This window comes from Gemmatimonadales bacterium, from assembly GCA_036500345.1.
GTDB lineage: Bacteria > Gemmatimonadota > Gemmatimonadetes > Gemmatimonadales > GWC2-71-9 > Palsa-1233.
The window spans coordinates 68,615-84,083 of record DASYCE010000028.1; the positions used below are offsets into that span (position 1 = coordinate 68,615).

Sequence of the window (15,469 nt, forward strand, 5' to 3'; positions counted from 1 at the left end):
GACTGTGTTCACGATTCCGGCTCCGGTGCCGTGGCCCGTGCGCAACTCTCAGCGAGATCCCTCAGTTCCGCGCCAGGTCCTGATTCGCAAGCATGGCCACGACGATCAATATGCCGCCTGCGAGGCAACACACTTCGGTCGCGCGCGTCGCCAGCATGGCGAAAGTGAAGTTCCGGCCAAATATCAGATTCGTGGAGAGCGCGAAAATGCCAAAGGAGATGAGCAGCTGGCTGGAGCGTACCGGCCAGGATCGATCGCGCCGCCGGACAAGCTGAAAGGCGGAATAGATCACAACTCCGAGCGCGACGATCGGTATGAGAACGTTGGTTGCCTCGTCGACTGTCATCGAGTCTTCCTCCCGGTGAGAAATGGAGAATTTCGGATCATACGGCGGCCCCGATCTCCTCCGCAAGCCCGATCAGCAGCCCTTCGGGACCGCGGATGTAGCAGAGCCGATAAACGTTTTCATACTGGACAACCTCGTCGACCAGCTGCGCTCCATGCCTGCGGAGTCTGGCGAGGGTGTCGTCGAGGTCACTGACGGTGAACATGACCCGCAGGTAGCCCAGCGCGTTGACCGGAGCGATCCGGTGATCCTCAGCAACGGCAGGGGTGAGGAAGCGGGAGAGTTCGAGCCGGGAATGCCCGTCGGGAGTCCGCATCAACGCGATCTCGACACGCATCGGGTGCAGTCCGGTGACGCGGCCGGCCCATTCTCCTTCGACTGTCGTGCGCCCTTCGAGCGTCAGGCCAAGTTCCGTGAAGAAGGCGATGGCAACGTCGAGCGACTCGACCACGATGCCGACATTGTCCATCCGTTTGACGGTCATCTCAATTGCTCGAGATGGGCCGCGCCACTTTCCAGCGATCGGTGTTGGTCATGATTCGCGATGCGGACCGTCAACGAGCCGGCGGCGACGCCGATCAGTCCGAACTCCGCCAGGGCGATCAGTCCCGGCAGCAGCGACACGTCCGCCGGGTGGATCAGCACCGCGCCTGCACCAACGACGAGCCCTCCGACTCCTCCGAACAACACGCCGCGCCGGCCAAGCGACCGATGGTTGTCGCGGTAGCGTTCGGTGAGCGCGAGCAGCAGTGAAAAGGCGAGACTCGAAACCGCGCCGAAGAGGATGCCGAAGTACATCCGGCCGATCACGTACCGGCGGAAGTAGTCGTGGACCGGGTAATGCCGAATGACAGCGAACCAGCTGACCGCTCCGAGCAGAGCCCAGGCAGCTCCCCACGTTGCCGCCCAGATTGCCGTGATACCGATCAGGCCGCGAAGAAAGCGAAGAAACTGCCTCATCGAGTCACCCTCCCTTTTCACGTGCGGACGCGGCGCACTTCGCCTCAACCTGATCCACTCGCCCGCGGAAGTCCGACGCAGCCGGCTCGATGCACTGAACCGTCCATTTCCCATTGACGCGCACCTCGCGAATCATCGAGACCAGCAGCTGCGCGCCGCCGACGGACCGATCGTTGCCGAGGAGATTCGGGGGCGCGTCGCGCAGAAGGAGCGTTGCTGTGTCGCCGACCACGCGCGGATCCGAGATCGCCACCGCCCGACCCGTGCGCGACGAAACGGGGCACGACGGTCTGGGAGCGGCTCCCGTGCAGGCATCTCGCAATTCCTTCGTTGCCGATACTCCGTGAAGCGCCTCGGTCAGATTCCCGATCTCGATTGAATCGCGGACGCGCGGCGTGGTGGCGTCGGCGCGAACACCGTTTCCCCACCATCCACGCAACACCAGCGGCTCGAAGATCAGCTCGGCCGAGCAGTAGGCGCAGGCCTTCGATCGAAGAGAATGTGCCCAGGAAGTGAGCGCCGCCTGACCGATGGCGGTGCGGTCGGCGGGACCCTGAGCTTTGGCGGTCACCGGTGCTGCGACGAATGCGAGGAGCAGGGTCGGAGCAATCGCCAGTCGAAGTTTTCTCATTGTAATTCTCGGCGGCGTCCGTATCATGGCGAGGTTCGCCACTGCAGCGACGCCAACAAATCCGCGATGTCCAGTGGGTCGGACCAGGAGTCCATGACGCCGACGATCAGAAAACGATTCCCGATCGACCGGGACCAGATCTCCAGCGTCGCGGGACGGATGAAGTCCGACTGGTGCTCTGACCACGACAGGTGCACCGCCCGCCACCCAGCCGAATCACTGGTGACGGAATGGACTCCGGAGTAATTCCGGCCGACAATGGATTCTGCGATGATCGCCATGAGGTCACTGCTGCGCGCCGAAGCCGAATCTGTGACGTAGAAGTTGACCTGCGGCGCAATGCAGCTGCTGTCGAACCTGTCGCCGCCCGCGCGTGCCACCATTGCCGATACCGGGACCACGGCGTCAAGTGCCTCCTGATACGACCGGCGTTCGCCGACGAGTCGTTGCGTGATCAGGGGAAATCGGGCCGGATCAACCACGATCCGGTCTTCGGGCGGACCGTTGATCATCAACTGGCACCCGAAGCGACCAGTGCCCGGCTTGGACGGCGTGGTGCCAGGGGGGAATCGGCCCATCCACAGCGCCGGAACAGTGAAACGGACGCCTAGCGGCTCGATCGATACCGTATCGCCGGCGCGACGGGCCGTGTCGCCCATCTGACCGATGCCTGCCATACGGAGAGCAAGTAGTATCGCGTTGAGAACCATGGCTCGCGCCCTCTCTCGCATTGCCTGGACGGCAATTATACCGCATCCGTCGGATCGTTCTTCCGCGCTTTCACCTTACAGCGAGACCTTCGGAACCGTACTCACTTCCCAAAGTTGCTCCGATTCACGACAACAGTGTCCTTAAAACCGGACACTCCAAATACCCCGTTTTCGTTAGATCGTTGCCAATCAACAACTTGCGAATGGCACGCCCTTCTCATATGTCCGCCGCGGCCGGACGGGCGTCGGCAAGTCCGGCTGATCCACCGATCAACCTGCATGTCCTTTTACTTACCCTGGACGCGAGAAGAACCGGCGCGCGCGTCCACTGCCCCTGAGGTGTACCATGGATGCGAGATTGCGCAACAAGATCGAGGCGATGGGAACGACGCTGCAGTTCGCGGCCGACCACCCCGTCGACCAGCCGAGCATCAAGACGCTGCTGACTCGGCTCCAGGCATTGTACGACGCGTCGACGGCGCTGGTCACCCAGCAGTACGACGGGCTGACCACCGAGCGTGCCGGCAAGACGATCCGCCGCAACGCCCGGCGGGCGATCCGGACCGAGCTGGTGAAACACCTGAAGCGCCTGGTCACGCTGGCGTCGCGGGACCACCCGGAACTGGCGGCGGCGTTCGTACCTCCGCAGTGGTCGGAGTCGAACACGGCGTTCATTGCGGCGGCGAAGGGGATCCTCGCCGCAGCGGTCGCCCAGAAGGATCTCCTCACCGCAACAGGGATCGGCGAGACGTTCTTCGACGATCTCAGCGCGCAGATCACCACCTTCGCCAGCGCGGAAGCGTCAGCGGAAACCGGGCACAGCCGGCATGTCGGTGCGAGGAGTGCTCTGCGTCAGGCGGCGCAGGAAGGAGTCTTCACCATCCGGGCGCTCGACGGCCTCTTCCGGAAGGAGTTCAAGGATGACGCCGAGGTGCTGGCGCGATGGGATTCGGCGAGCCACGTGAGGCAGGTGAACCGGGGTGCCGACGGGGAGACGGTCGATCCGACGCCGGCGCCAGTGCCGGGGCCAGTTCCTCTCCCGGCGGGTGGTAGCGGGGCTGCGTGATGTGCTGTGAGCAAGCGGCGTGAGCCGTACCCGGTGGTGCGGCTCGCGTGCGCGGCTTCTGTCAGCGGTGCACCGAATCGAAATCATGTTGAACATGGAATGAATGGCGCTGCGGATGCTGTGGAACTCGCGGGAAGCCGCGTGCATCCCGTTGAAACGGCAGCGACAATGAGCGACGGATGCGTGAATGCCAGTGTCGCGGCGTCCAGTGAGGGTGCGCGGTCCCGAGTGGCGGCGACAGCAACCCGAATGACGATGACAGCGGACCGCGACAGTGCGGTCGATGAGCGAGCGAGTTTGGCAGCGGCTCGACTGAGAGCGACAGCAGACCCATTGCCGGCATCCGCGGACCGCCTCGGCGAAACGCGGGAGTGAATCCCGCGGTACTGGAGCGGATCTGCGCCGCAGCCTCGAGAATGAGTGGCACAGCGCGGCAAGTGATGACGACCGGCAAGCAGGTGAGCATGACAAAGACCCTGGTGAGCCTGTCGGAGAATCGACTGCGTGTGCGCGCGAGGCGGATGGGCCGATCGGCGAACTGAATGAATGCAACAGACGACCAAGTCAATGTGACTCGGCACCGTGTTAGCGTGCCCCGGCCGTTCGTGAGCCGTTCACGCCACCGATTGAGCCGGCTGATGACCTGATCGTGTGTGACGGATAACTGAAAGAGTCGGACGCGGGTCTGCTTCCGGCGAACTCGGACCCGCAACTGGCGGTATCGATCGATCGACGGGTGGTATTCGAGTCGAGTGAGTCAGTAGCGGCGCCGAGTGGGATGGAATCGGTCCCGCTTCGGGCGCACACGGCTTGAAATGCGTGTGATCCGGGCTTGGACGGATGCGGGTGGGCGGTGCGGGCTATCGCCGGCGAGTCGCGGTCTTCTTTCGGGGTTTCTGTTTTGGTGCCGCCGGTTTCGCTGGTGCGGAATACGCCTCTGCCGCCTCGCGCACAACCGACGGGTGACGTCGAGCGACCATGATGAGGATTCGGGCGGCACCCGTTGGCTTTCGGCGCCCCTGCTCCCAGTCCTGCAGCGTCCGCTTGCTCACGCCCATTGCCGTTGCCATCTCGGCTTGCGACATCCCCGTGCGTTGCCGAGCCTCGATCAACGCGGTGCGTTCCGGTCCGAGAACGTCCGCTGCGGTGTAGCTTCGCCCGGGCGCCATCGTGCCGCGCTCGATCGCATGCATCTGGCGAATGCTCTCCGCCAGCTCGTCATAGTGCCTGCTTTTCGTTGCCATCGCTTCACCATCAGAAGAGCCGATGAATATCGGCCGTTGCCGGCTGCCACATTGCCGCCGGGTTATCGCATCAGCTTCCCGAGTTCGCGGTATTCCGCGGGCGTCAAATTGCTCCGGTCGTTCTTCGCGAAAAGGAAGATCAGGAACGTCTGCTCTCGCTGCCTGCGAACCGCATAGATCACTCGAAGTCCCCCACGTTTCCCCGGGCTGGAGCCCGGAATCCGCAGCTTTCTGAGGCCTCCTGACCCAGGTATCGTGTCGCCAGCGTCAAGGTCTCTTGCGAGCATCTCGGTCACCGACTCCCGCTCCGCCTGGGACAAAATCCGGTTGGCGACCTTCGTGAAGATCGGAGTTTTGATGAATTCGGTAGCCACCGACCAGCATACGGCATTGCCGTACCGCAGTCAATTGCCAATTTCAGCTGGCGAATCCAAATAACGCGGGGAGACGACGAGGTCCGGGTTATACCGGATAACGAGTAGAAGATGCTTCCACCCAGCGCAGATTGAGCGTATCGTCTTTGAATACCGATATTACCAATCGGCGCCCACTCAGGACTTCGATTATGTCACGATCTGATAATTCGTCGTTCGTCGTGATTGTTACGCCGCGCTCAAGAAACCACTTCCACCGTTCGGGGACGCCGTGAGATCGGCAACCTCCTTCCTTTTCTTCGGCCAGCCAATGCGCTCACCGCGTAGCGAAAGTGCGGCGAGTTTAACGGCCGCAGCGGCTTCGTCAGTTATTGCGAACCCACGCAAGCGGCCGGGGCACAGGCGGAACAACGTTTCGGTCGACAGCGCCGACGAGGCCACCTGGCGGCTTTCAGTTATCCGTTTGCAGGCGGCACGCGGACTCTCCGAATGCCTTGCCGAGGTAGCGGTTCTCCGCCATCTCGGAATGAGCGAAAAGGCCATTGCAGGAGCACTTGGAATTCCCTACGCTACTTGCCATGCCCGCTTTCGGCGATTGTACAAACTCCATCAGATCGACGGTCTGATCGCCCTCGTCCTGATGGTAGAGCGAGCGTTGAACGGCGCGCCCTAGCCCGTAGCCAGCATTCCGCACCAATATCCCCGCATTAGCACCTTGATGCACCTGAATTGGCGTCTGGTGCCGCAGCGCGCGACGCAGATCTTTATGGCAGTCCAAGAACCATTCGACGGTGATATCACTTCCTCGACCCGCAGGAGCCAGTGTGTCCAACCGGATTCGGTCCCTCACACCTCAGTCAAGGTTGGCGGCAGGTATTGTCGCGCTCGCCATTGGAATGTCCGCCTGCGCCTCGACCGTACCCGAGCCTGGGATTCGGTTGGTTCACCGCAACGGTACGTACTTGGTAGACAGTTCAGCGGCGCTCGATAGTGCGAAGACGTTCATGTTAGCGGCGGGCTGCGGTACTGGTGGGTCGACTACGCCAATTGGTTCAGTGTTGGTACCGGTTCCGTTGGCCGGACAGCGACGATTTGACTGCCACTCCCTGACAAAGGATTCACTTGCACGCGTCGTCGTCTCATACACGATCCGTCATCTTCCTGGATCCCAGGCGAGCACCTGATGAGCGAGTACTGGGTCGTTGCGGCCGTTGACGAGAATAGTTGTGGGGATGATAACGTCCTTCGATTTCATGTCCCGCCGGGAATAAACTATACAGTGTTCAACCAAGACGGCTCGGTGAACTCGGACGGCCAAGCCGGCGCCTACGGCGATGACTTCCAGATTGACTGCGGCGGTGGTGGCGGATCGTCTACAGAATGGAATGCCATAGCAGTTACGGGTGATGGCGTTCCGATTGATCCGCAGCCGACGTATAACTGGGCTGACAATCCTATACCGAACGGTGGGACCGGGAGCGGCGGGAGCGACGATCCACCGGCGATTGCAGATGATTCGCTCGTCGCCGGAGTAGCCCTGACGTTTGGGAAAAGTGGGACGCTTCGCATCGGAGATGAAATCTTCGGTACTGTGACTGTGACGTACCAAAGTGGACGCACGGCGACGGATGTCGTGCCGTCGTGGACGATCTCTAGCCCAGATATTCTTGGAAAGGATGGGGACAACTTCGGGTTCGACGGGTTGGCTTCTGGAGAAGCAACGGTGACGGCAGGCGTTGCGGGCTACACCAGCTCGGCATCGCTGACAGTGATTGTAGATCTGGATAGCCTCGACACCGAAGATGACGACTCAGCGCCAGATTGTATCGCGGGCCATTTGAGCGCGAAGGAGGCCGATTGGTGCAACGCGCAGAAGGCACAATCGAACGCTACATGGATGGATCGAATTAACGCCGCGCTCTCGGATATGCGGGCGCGCGGAGGCGTATGTCAAGGGTTGGCCGATACGCTTGCGGTGGTATTGGCTGATTCAAATATCCACGTATCGTTTAGCAATCTCTCGACTTTTGCCCCACTGCCAGGCGATCCTGAGACCCCGGGGGCCGGTGGCCGCGCGGGGTTCGTAACAATTGGAAGAGATTACGTGAACAAGTACTCCGATGCGGATCATCCGCTGGTGACGACAGCAGGCGAAGTTACCCTTCAGTTTGCGTTGGCTCACGAAGCTGATCACTTGCTAAACAACAGATATCCGAACGGCTGGGCGCATCTTGAAGGGCCCACAGAGGGAACAACCACGCCGAATGCCGTCGCTTGTGGTCGAGGACCATGATGCAGGTCCGCTTTCTGGCACTGTCATGCGCACTTGGTCTGGCCGGTTGCTCCGTGCGCTCCCCTCAAACCATTCCCGCGCCGGTCACGCCGATCGCCGCAAATCGGGCATCGTGGTGTGATTCTAGTGTCCCGGGTGCAGTGCAGGTTGATAGCGAACTGTTCAGCCGGGTCATCGATCAGTTGCTCGCTACGTATCGCGATCCGTTGGCGATGACGCCTTGGCCGATCGGCGATAGCCCGCTGCACGATGAACCGGCGAGAGCTCGTCCCGATTCCACATGGAGCGCCTTTGCGGCAGCTCGGCTTGCCGTTCTTGAGGCGCGCCACATTCGCGTCGTGAATGACGTGGCGCTGAGCCATTGCGTGCTCGGCGCACAGCTGGTGGCGCCGCAACCGGGGTGCCCGGATTCGCGGGCGGAATACGTTGCTGTCGGAGTCGCACGACATGGCGGGGCATACTACCCGCCGCTAATCGACAACCGCGCCGTCGGCGACGCCGAGGGGCTGTGCACGATCCGGGTCGTGACGACGAACGCCTCGCCAGGCGGCCTCCTTCGTGCTTATCTCGATTACCTGTTCATGAGGGCCAACGGGCATTGGAAGCTGGTTAACGTCGTCGAATTACTGTCCGAACCGTAGCGGTTCGTCTGGATGACTGGGCCCACACGCCGGAGCGATCGGCAGGGATGGACTGACCGAGCTGCCAGAACGACGCAACCACCGCTTACCAAACCCCACCCCCGCACGTAACTTTTTCCCGTCCCGCGGCCACCGCGCCGCGCGTATCCGCACCTCCAGGAGATGCCATGCCCCTCTCGCTCCGCGCCCCCGCGGCGGCGATCGCGACGCTCGTCTGCGCCGCCCCCATTTCTCTCGCCGCCCAACGGCACGTCCCCGCAACCTACGCCATCACCGGCGCCCGCATCGTCCCCGTCTCGGGGCCGGTGATCGACAAAGGCACCGTGGTGATCCGCGACGGGATCATCACCGCCGTGGGTAGCTCAGTCGCCACGCCCGCCGACGCCCGCGTGATCGACGGGAACGGCCTCTCGGTCTACCCCGGCCTCATCGACGCTTACACCTCGCTCGCGCAGACCAGCGCCGCCAACGCCGCCGCTGCGGCAACTGCTGCCGCCGGTCGCGGTGGACGCGGTGGTGGCGCAACGACGACGACAGCGCGCGCGGAGGCGGCGCCGAATTCGAATTACGTGACGGGGCTCAGGCCGGAAGTCGACGTGGTGAATGAACTCGAGATCGACCCCGCCGAATTCGACGCGGCGCATTCCGCCGGCGTCACCACCGCCGTGACCGCGGTCCCCAACGGGATCTTCCGCGGTGCCGCGGCGGTGATCGACCTCGACGGCGATTCGGTTTCCGACATCGTCCTCAAGGGAGGCGTGGCGCAGAGCATCGGCTTCTCACGCGGCGGCGGCGGTTTCGGCGGCGGCGGCGGCGGTCGCGGAGGATATCCCGGTACGCTCTTCGGTGCGTTCGCGTCACTGCGCCAGGAACTGCTCGACGCGCAGCACTATCGCGACGTGAAGGCGGCGTATCTCAAGAATCCGCGCGGGGTCAAGCGTCCCGCCTACGACGCGTCGCTCGAAGCGCTGCAGCCGGTGATCTCGCACGACGAGCCGGTGATCCTGCAGGCGAACACCGAACGTGAAATCATCCGCGCCCTCGATCTCGCCAAGGAATTCAATCTCAAGGCGGGAATCGCCGGCGGCGCACAGGCGTATCTCGTCGCCGATCGGCTCGCAGCGGAGCACGTGCCGGTGATCCTTACCCTCAACTTCCCGCGCGCCGGGGCCGGTGGCGCAACAGGCGGTCGAGGTGGCGGCGGTGGTGGAGGCGGGCGCGGCGGTGCCAGCGCCGACGATCCTGAGCCGCTCCGCATGCTGCGCGATCGGGTGATGGCTCCGAAAGGCCCTGCGATTCTCGCCAAGGCCGGCGTGCGCTTCGCCTTCACGTCCGGCGCCGACTACACCGACATGCTCGCCAACGTGCGCAAGGCGATCGCCGCCGGCCTTCCGGCCGACGAAGCGCTGCGCGCAATGACGGTGAATCCCGCCGATCTCTTCAATCTCTCCGACCGGATCGGGACGATCGAAACCGGGAAGATCGCGAATCTCACGATCACCAAGGGCGATCTCCTCGCTGCCGACGGTCACGTGTCGCAGCTCTTTGTCGACGGCGCCCCGGTCGATATTCCCGCTGCACCGGTCAACGCCGGCGGTTCAGCTGGTGGACGCGGTGGTCGCCCCGGCGCCGATGTCAGCGGCCGGTGGAGCGTCAACGTGACGGTCGACGGCGTCGAGCACACCGTCACCCTCTTCCTCCGCCAGGATGAAGACCGCCTCTACGGCGTTGTCGAAGGCGATCTCGGCTCCAGCGACATCCTCAGCGGCGAAGTCGACTGGGACGGAACCTTCGCCTTCACCGCGACGCTGTCGTTCCTCGAGGGAACCGCGGATGCCGAGTTCGACGGAGCGCTCGATCGCACCGGGATGCACGGCTCGCTCTCGGCCGAAGACCACAACACCGGCTCGTTCGCCGGTTCACACGCGAACTGACGCCATGAGGAATACAATGAAGCAACCGATGATCCTCGCGGCGATCGCGCTGACCGCCGCCACCACACTCCACGCGCAGGCGGCGCGCGAGAGCGGCGATCCGTCGACGGAATGGCCGTCGTGGACCGCGCCGGCACCGACGCCCGGACACCGCGCGACGGCGCCGATCCTCATCAGGAACGCCACCGTGATGACGGTGACGAAGGGGACGCTCGACAACACCGATCTCCTCCTCGACAACGGCAAGATCGCGCGAATCGGGAAGGGACTCTTCGCACCCGCAGGTGCAGTCACGATCGACGGAACCGGGAAGTTCGTGACACCGGGAATCATCGACGTGCATTCTCACACGATGATGGACGCAGTCAACGAAGGGTCGCGATCGGTGACGTCGATGGTGCGGGTGCGCGACATCCTCAACAACACCGCGCCGGCGATCTACGACGAACTCGCCGGTGGCACCACGACGATTCACGTGCTGCACGGATCGGCAAACACGATCGGCGGGCAGGACGCGGTGGTGAAGCTCAAGTGGGGACGTCCCGTCGACGAGATGATCTTTCCGGGCGCGATGCCGGGAATCAAGTTCGCCCTGGGCGAGAACGTCACGGGGAAGAACAACTCCACCGTGATCGTGCAGGGGCAGCCGCAGGCGCCGCGCCGTTATCCGCAATCGCGGATGGGACAGGAAGAGGTGATCCGCGACGAATTCACCCGCGCGATCGACTACAAGGCGGACTGGGACGACTACAACGCGCGCGTGTCGAAAGGCGAGAAGGGACTCGTCGCGCCTCGCAAGGATCTCGAACTCGAACCGATCAAGGAGATCCTCGAAGGGAAGCGACTGATCCATTCGCATTCATACCGCGCCGATGAGATGCTGATGCTCCTCGAACTCTCCGACGAGTTCCACTTCCACGTCGCCGTGCTCCATCACGGTCTCGAGGGATACAAGATCGCCTCCGAGATGGCGAAGCACGGCACCGGACTCTCGACCTTTGCCGACATGTGGGGATACAAGGTCGAGGCGTACGACGCGATTCCGTACAACGCCGCGATCACGACATCGCACGGTGTCGTCACCACGATCAATTCGGATGACGATGGTCGCGCGCGGCGGCTCAACATCGATGCCGCCAAACTGATGCGCTGGGGCGGAATGAGCGAGAACGACGCGCTCAAGACGATCACCATCAACGGTGCGATCCAGCTGGGGGTCGAGAAGAAGGTCGGCTCGATCGAGACCGGAAAGGACGCCGACGTGGTGGTCTGGAGCGGGGATCCGCTGTCGGTCTATTCGCGAGTGGAATCGACGATCATCGACGGCGAAGTCTTCTTCGACCGCGAGAAGGACATCGCCCGGCGCGATTCAATTGCGACCGAGCGCGCCGCACTCGAGAAGGAAGACGCACAGATGAATCCGCGAACCGGCGGCGGCGGCGGCTCCCGCGGCGGCAACGGCGCCGTTCCCGGCAATCCTGGCGCAGAGGAGATCCACCAATGATCCGCACACTCCGGATCGCCGCGTGCATGACATTGACGGGTGTTTTCATTCCGTCGCTGCTCTCGGCCCAGCTCGGCTCGTACAATCCGCGTCCCGGTCCGCAGGGAGTCTTTGCAATCACCGGCGGGCACATCTTCCCCGGTAACGGTCCCGAGATCGCGAACGGCACCGTGGTGATCACCAACGGGAAGATCACCGCTGTTGGCGCCAACGTGACGGTGCCGACGGGCGCCAAGGTGATCGACGCGAAGGGACTCAGTGTCTTCCCCGGGATGATGGAGACCGCCAACGGACTCGGCCTCGCCGAGATCACCGAGGGGGTCAATGCGACTGTGGACAACATCGAGTCGGGGCGGCTCAATCCGAATGAGCAGGCGTTCTTCGGCTTCGATCCGCACAGCGCCTACGTAGGCACGACGCGCTTTACCGGAATCACCAGCGTAGTGAGCGCTCCGGAAGGCGGGCTGATCTCGGGGCAGGCTGCGCTGATGAATCTTGCCGGCGATACGCCGCCCGAGATGGCAGTCGTGCCGCGGGTGGCGATGGTGATCAACCTGCCGAGCGGAGGTCGCGGCGGCCGGGGGGGCGGCGGAGGCTTCGGAGGAGCGGCGGGGGGCGCGAACACCAGCTCCGCCGATCTCGATTCGATCAAGACGATTCTTCGCAATGCGGATGCGTACGGTCGCGAGCTCGAAGCGTATGCGAAGGACAAGACGCTGCCGCGGCCGCAGCACGACGTGGTACTCGCGTCGCTGATTCCGGCGGTGCGCGGCGAGATGCCGGTGATGATCCCGGCGAACTCGACGACTGAAATCCGTGCGGCGGTGGCGTTTGCGGAAGAGATGAAACTCAAGCCGATTCTCGTCGGCGGGCGCGACGCGTGGAAGGTCACCGACTATCTCAAGCAGCACGACGTCCCGGTGATCCTCACCTCGGTGATGGCGATGCCGGCTCGCGAAGACGATCCGTACGACGTGAACTACAGTGCTCCGGCGAAGCTCGCGGCGGCGGGGGTCCGGTTCGCAATCGCGGCCGGCGAGCCGAATCCCGATATCCGCAACCTGCCGTTCGTGGCGGGAATGGCGGCGTCGTTCGGGTTGAGCCGGGACGATGCGCTCAAGTCGGTGACGCTCTGGCCGGCGCAGATCTTCGGCGTCGGCGACAAGCTGGGGAGTATCGAGGTCGGGAAGATGGCGGACCTGGTGGTGAGCGACGGCGACCTGCTCGAGGCGCGCACCAACACAAAGTATCTGTTTATCGATGGACGGCAGGTTCCGCTCGACAACATGAACAGCGCGATGTACAACATGTTCAAGGATCGGCCGTAGCCATTCAACACCCCGCACGGGGATGAGGGAATGATGCATTGGGATACCGGCAACATCGCGTTCATGCTGGTGTCGACATCGCTGGTGATGCTGATGACGCCGGGGCTCGCCTTCTTCTACGGCGGGCTCGTCGGACGGAAGAACGTCCTCACCATCATGATCCAGAGTTTCGTGTCGATGGGTGTTACGACGGTGCTCTGGGTGGTGTGCGGCTATTCGATGGCATTCAGCGGCCGCTACGGCGATCCGCTGGATCCCGACATCGGCGGGATCATCGGCAACTTCCACATGGCGTTCCTGCACGGCGTCACCGCGACGACGCCGTTCCCGGGATCACCGACGATCCCGCTGGTGGTGTTCATCGCCTACCAGATGATGTTCGCCCAGATCACGCCGGCACTGATCACCGGCGCCTTCGCAAACCGGGTGACATTCAAGGCGTATCTCCTCTTCCTCTCTGCGTGGCTGCTGCTGGTCTACTTCCCGGTGGCGCACATGGTCTGGGGCGGTGGGTTGCTGCAGCAGCACGGCGTCCTCGATTTCGCCGGCGGGATCGTGGTGCACGCGACGGCAGGATTCGCGGCGCTCGCGGCGGTGTTCTACGTCGGACGCCGCAAGGTGCCGGACCAGGGGCTGCACAGCATCCCGCTCGTGGCCCTCGGCACCGGTCTCCTCTGGTTCGGGTGGTATGGATTCAACGCCGGGAGCGAGCTCAAAGTCGATCCGGTGACATCGATGGCGTTCCTCAACACCGACATCGCCGCGTCGTTTGCCGCGATGACCTGGCTGGTGCTGGCGTGGACGATCGAGCGGAAGCCGAAGTTCGTCGGCCTTCTCACCGGATCGATCGCCGGTCTTGCAGCGGTGACCCCGGCTGCAGGGTATGTGTCGACGGGAACGGCGGTGCTGATCGGGATCGTGTCGAGCGTGATCTGCTACTACGCGATCTGGCTCAAGAACCGGATGCAGTGGGACGATGCGCTCGACGTCTGGGGAGTGCACGGCGTCGGAGGTGTGACCGGCGTATTCGCGCTGGCGATCTTCGCCACGAAGGTGGTCAATCCCGACGGTGGTGCCGACGGACTGCTGCACGGCGGGACGGCGTTCTTTGCCAAGGAGATTGGCGCGGTCGTGGGCGCTGCGGCGTATGCGTTCGCGTTCACGTACGTGATGCTCATCGTGATCGACCGGATCACGGCGGTGAAGGTGACCGCTGCCGAAGAAGAGACGGGACTCGACCAGACGCTGCACGGGGAGCAGGCGTACATCTGACCTGAACGCTGCTCCCGCACGCGTCGGTCGCCGGGGGAGCCGCCCATCCGTCGGACCGGAACTCGCGCGCGTTGGCTGCGGACTGTGGCGCTACTTCTTCCTGATCACGAACATCACCGCGCCGTGGGCCGGGACACCTGACGTCAGCACGTCATTGACGATCTGATCGGTGTGGGCCCACAAGTCCCGGGCGGCGTAGTTTTTCGCCGGCGGGAGTCCGAGGTCGGCTGGCGCGATTGACATCGAGATCGGCGTTTCGCTGCGGTTGAGGAAGACAACGGCCTTGGCGCCGCTCTTCATCGGCTTGACCCAGACCTGCGTCTGCGTCGTGCTGTCGTTGCGCAGCAGCGTGCCCTGCTGGCCGCCCCAATCCTGGTCGACCGCGATCACGTCGCGGTTGGTGAGGATGGCACGCGTCGTGTCCGACATGTGCCGCAGGTCGTTGCCGGCGATGAGCGGTGCGTTGAGGATCGCCCAGAGCGAGAAGTGCGCGATGTATTCATTGAACGCCATCCCACCGTTGCCGACTTCGAGCATGTCGGGATCGTTCCACGCGGCGGGACCGGAGTACTTCTCGAGGCCGACCTGCTTGTCGAGGATGCGGAGCATCGAGTTCCAGCGATCGCTGATATCGCCGGTGGTGCGCCAGAGCATCCCGCCGACCGACTTCCCCCACTCCCATGACTTGTTCTCGCCCCATTCGCAGAGCGAGAAGACGATCGGCCGTCCGGTCGCCTTGAGCGCGTCGCCCATCGCCTTGTAGCGTGCGAGTGCCGGGCGCTTCTCGTTGTTGCAGTTGTCGTACTTGAGGTAATCGACGCCCCACGCGGCGAACGACTTGGCGTCGTCGACTTCGTGATCGAGCGACGCGGGGAGTCCCTGGCAGGTCTTCGTTCCGGCCGACGAGTAGATGCCGAGCTTGAGTCCCTTGGCGTGGACGTAGTCGGCGACGCCCTTGATCCCGTGCGGGAAGTGGACGGAATCGGCTTGGAGGTGTCCGGCGGCATCGCGGTCCCTCGCCATCCAGCAGTCGTCGATGTTGACATAGCGGTAGCCCGCATCGCGCATCCCGGACGTGACCATCGCGTCGGCGGTCTGCTCGATGAGCTGTTCGTCGACGTGGCAGCCGAATTTGTTCCACGAGTTCCATCCCATCGGCGGGGTGG

Annotated in this window: 15 protein-coding genes; 7 read left to right on the forward strand and 8 right to left on the reverse strand. The window is 63.4% G+C overall.

The features are described from left to right. Nucleotides 1-61 precede the first annotated feature (61 nt). From VGM20_12890 to VGM20_12910, 5 genes are read right to left on the reverse strand one after another with little or no spacing between them, the layout of a single operon-like run. Complete coding sequence (locus tag VGM20_12890) at nucleotides 62-346, reverse strand: hypothetical protein (GenBank protein ID HEY4101762.1); 285 nt, start codon at nucleotides 344-346, stop codon at nucleotides 62-64. A gap of 37 nt (nucleotides 347-383) precedes the next feature. Then, the gene (locus VGM20_12895) at nucleotides 384-830 is read right to left on the reverse strand and encodes a VOC family protein (protein HEY4101763.1); all 447 of its coding nucleotides are present in this window, start codon (nucleotides 828-830) and stop codon (nucleotides 384-386) included. Further along, nucleotides 827-1,306 (reverse strand): hypothetical protein, encoded by a 480-nt coding sequence (locus VGM20_12900; GenBank protein ID HEY4101764.1) that lies wholly within the window; start codon nucleotides 1,304-1,306, stop codon nucleotides 827-829. Before VGM20_12900 ends, VGM20_12895 begins: the two co-directional genes overlap by 4 nt. A gap of 4 nt (nucleotides 1,307-1,310) precedes the next feature. Continuing rightward, nucleotides 1,311-1,937: a hypothetical protein gene (locus tag VGM20_12905; GenBank protein ID HEY4101765.1), complete on the reverse strand. Its 627-nt coding sequence runs from the start codon at nucleotides 1,935-1,937 to the stop codon at nucleotides 1,311-1,313. Between the two features lie 23 nt (nucleotides 1,938-1,960). Then, nucleotides 1,961-2,614, reverse strand: a complete 654-nt coding sequence (locus VGM20_12910; protein HEY4101766.1) for a hypothetical protein — start codon at nucleotides 2,612-2,614, stop codon at nucleotides 1,961-1,963. Nucleotides 2,615-2,993: 379 nt separating this feature from the next. On the opposite strand from VGM20_12910, the gene VGM20_12915 reads away from it, so the two are divergent. Beyond that, nucleotides 2,994-3,713: a hypothetical protein gene (locus tag VGM20_12915; protein HEY4101767.1), complete on the forward strand. Its 720-nt coding sequence runs from the start codon at nucleotides 2,994-2,996 to the stop codon at nucleotides 3,711-3,713. An 860-nt stretch (nucleotides 3,714-4,573) separates the two neighbouring features. Here the strand turns inward: VGM20_12915 and VGM20_12920 are convergent. Both VGM20_12920 and VGM20_12925 read right to left on the reverse strand, forming a co-directional pair. Continuing rightward, on the reverse strand, nucleotides 4,574-4,957 hold the full coding sequence (locus VGM20_12920; GenBank protein HEY4101768.1) for a helix-turn-helix domain-containing protein: 384 nt from the start codon (nucleotides 4,955-4,957) through the stop codon (nucleotides 4,574-4,576). Nucleotides 4,958-5,782: 825 nt separating this feature from the next. After that, nucleotides 5,783-6,163, reverse strand: coding sequence for a hypothetical protein (locus VGM20_12925; GenBank protein ID HEY4101769.1), 381 nt, complete (start codon nucleotides 6,161-6,163; stop codon nucleotides 5,783-5,785). A 351-nt stretch (nucleotides 6,164-6,514) separates the two neighbouring features. Between VGM20_12925 and VGM20_12930 the strand changes: the two genes are divergently transcribed. From VGM20_12930 to VGM20_12955, 6 genes are all read left to right on the forward strand, one after another. Then, a complete protein-coding gene (locus VGM20_12930) occupies nucleotides 6,515-7,624 on the forward strand; it encodes a hypothetical protein (GenBank protein HEY4101770.1) in 1,110 nt (369 codons plus the stop codon). Next, nucleotides 7,621-8,265: a hypothetical protein gene (locus tag VGM20_12935; GenBank protein HEY4101771.1), complete on the forward strand. Its 645-nt coding sequence runs from the start codon at nucleotides 7,621-7,623 to the stop codon at nucleotides 8,263-8,265. Before VGM20_12930 ends, VGM20_12935 begins: the two co-directional genes overlap by 4 nt. Nucleotides 8,266-8,432: 167 nt before the next feature. Beyond that, nucleotides 8,433-10,199, forward strand: coding sequence for an amidohydrolase family protein (locus tag VGM20_12940; GenBank protein ID HEY4101772.1), 1,767 nt, complete (start codon nucleotides 8,433-8,435; stop codon nucleotides 10,197-10,199). 16 nt (nucleotides 10,200-10,215) lie between these two features. Further along, complete coding sequence (locus VGM20_12945) at nucleotides 10,216-11,703, forward strand: amidohydrolase family protein (protein ID HEY4101773.1); 1,488 nt, start codon at nucleotides 10,216-10,218, stop codon at nucleotides 11,701-11,703. After that, on the forward strand, nucleotides 11,700-13,031 hold the full coding sequence (locus VGM20_12950) for an amidohydrolase family protein (GenBank protein ID HEY4101774.1): 1,332 nt from the start codon (nucleotides 11,700-11,702) through the stop codon (nucleotides 13,029-13,031). The genes VGM20_12945 and VGM20_12950 overlap by 4 nt, the downstream gene beginning before the upstream one ends. A 30-nt stretch (nucleotides 13,032-13,061) precedes the next feature. After that, complete coding sequence (locus tag VGM20_12955) at nucleotides 13,062-14,303, forward strand: ammonium transporter (GenBank protein HEY4101775.1); 1,242 nt, start codon at nucleotides 13,062-13,064, stop codon at nucleotides 14,301-14,303. 90 nt (nucleotides 14,304-14,393) lie between these two features. Here VGM20_12955 and VGM20_12960 read toward each other — a convergent pair. After that, a partial coding sequence (locus VGM20_12960; GenBank protein HEY4101776.1) for a glycoside hydrolase family 27 protein occupies nucleotides 14,394-15,469 on the reverse strand: 1,076 nt, incomplete at its 5' end.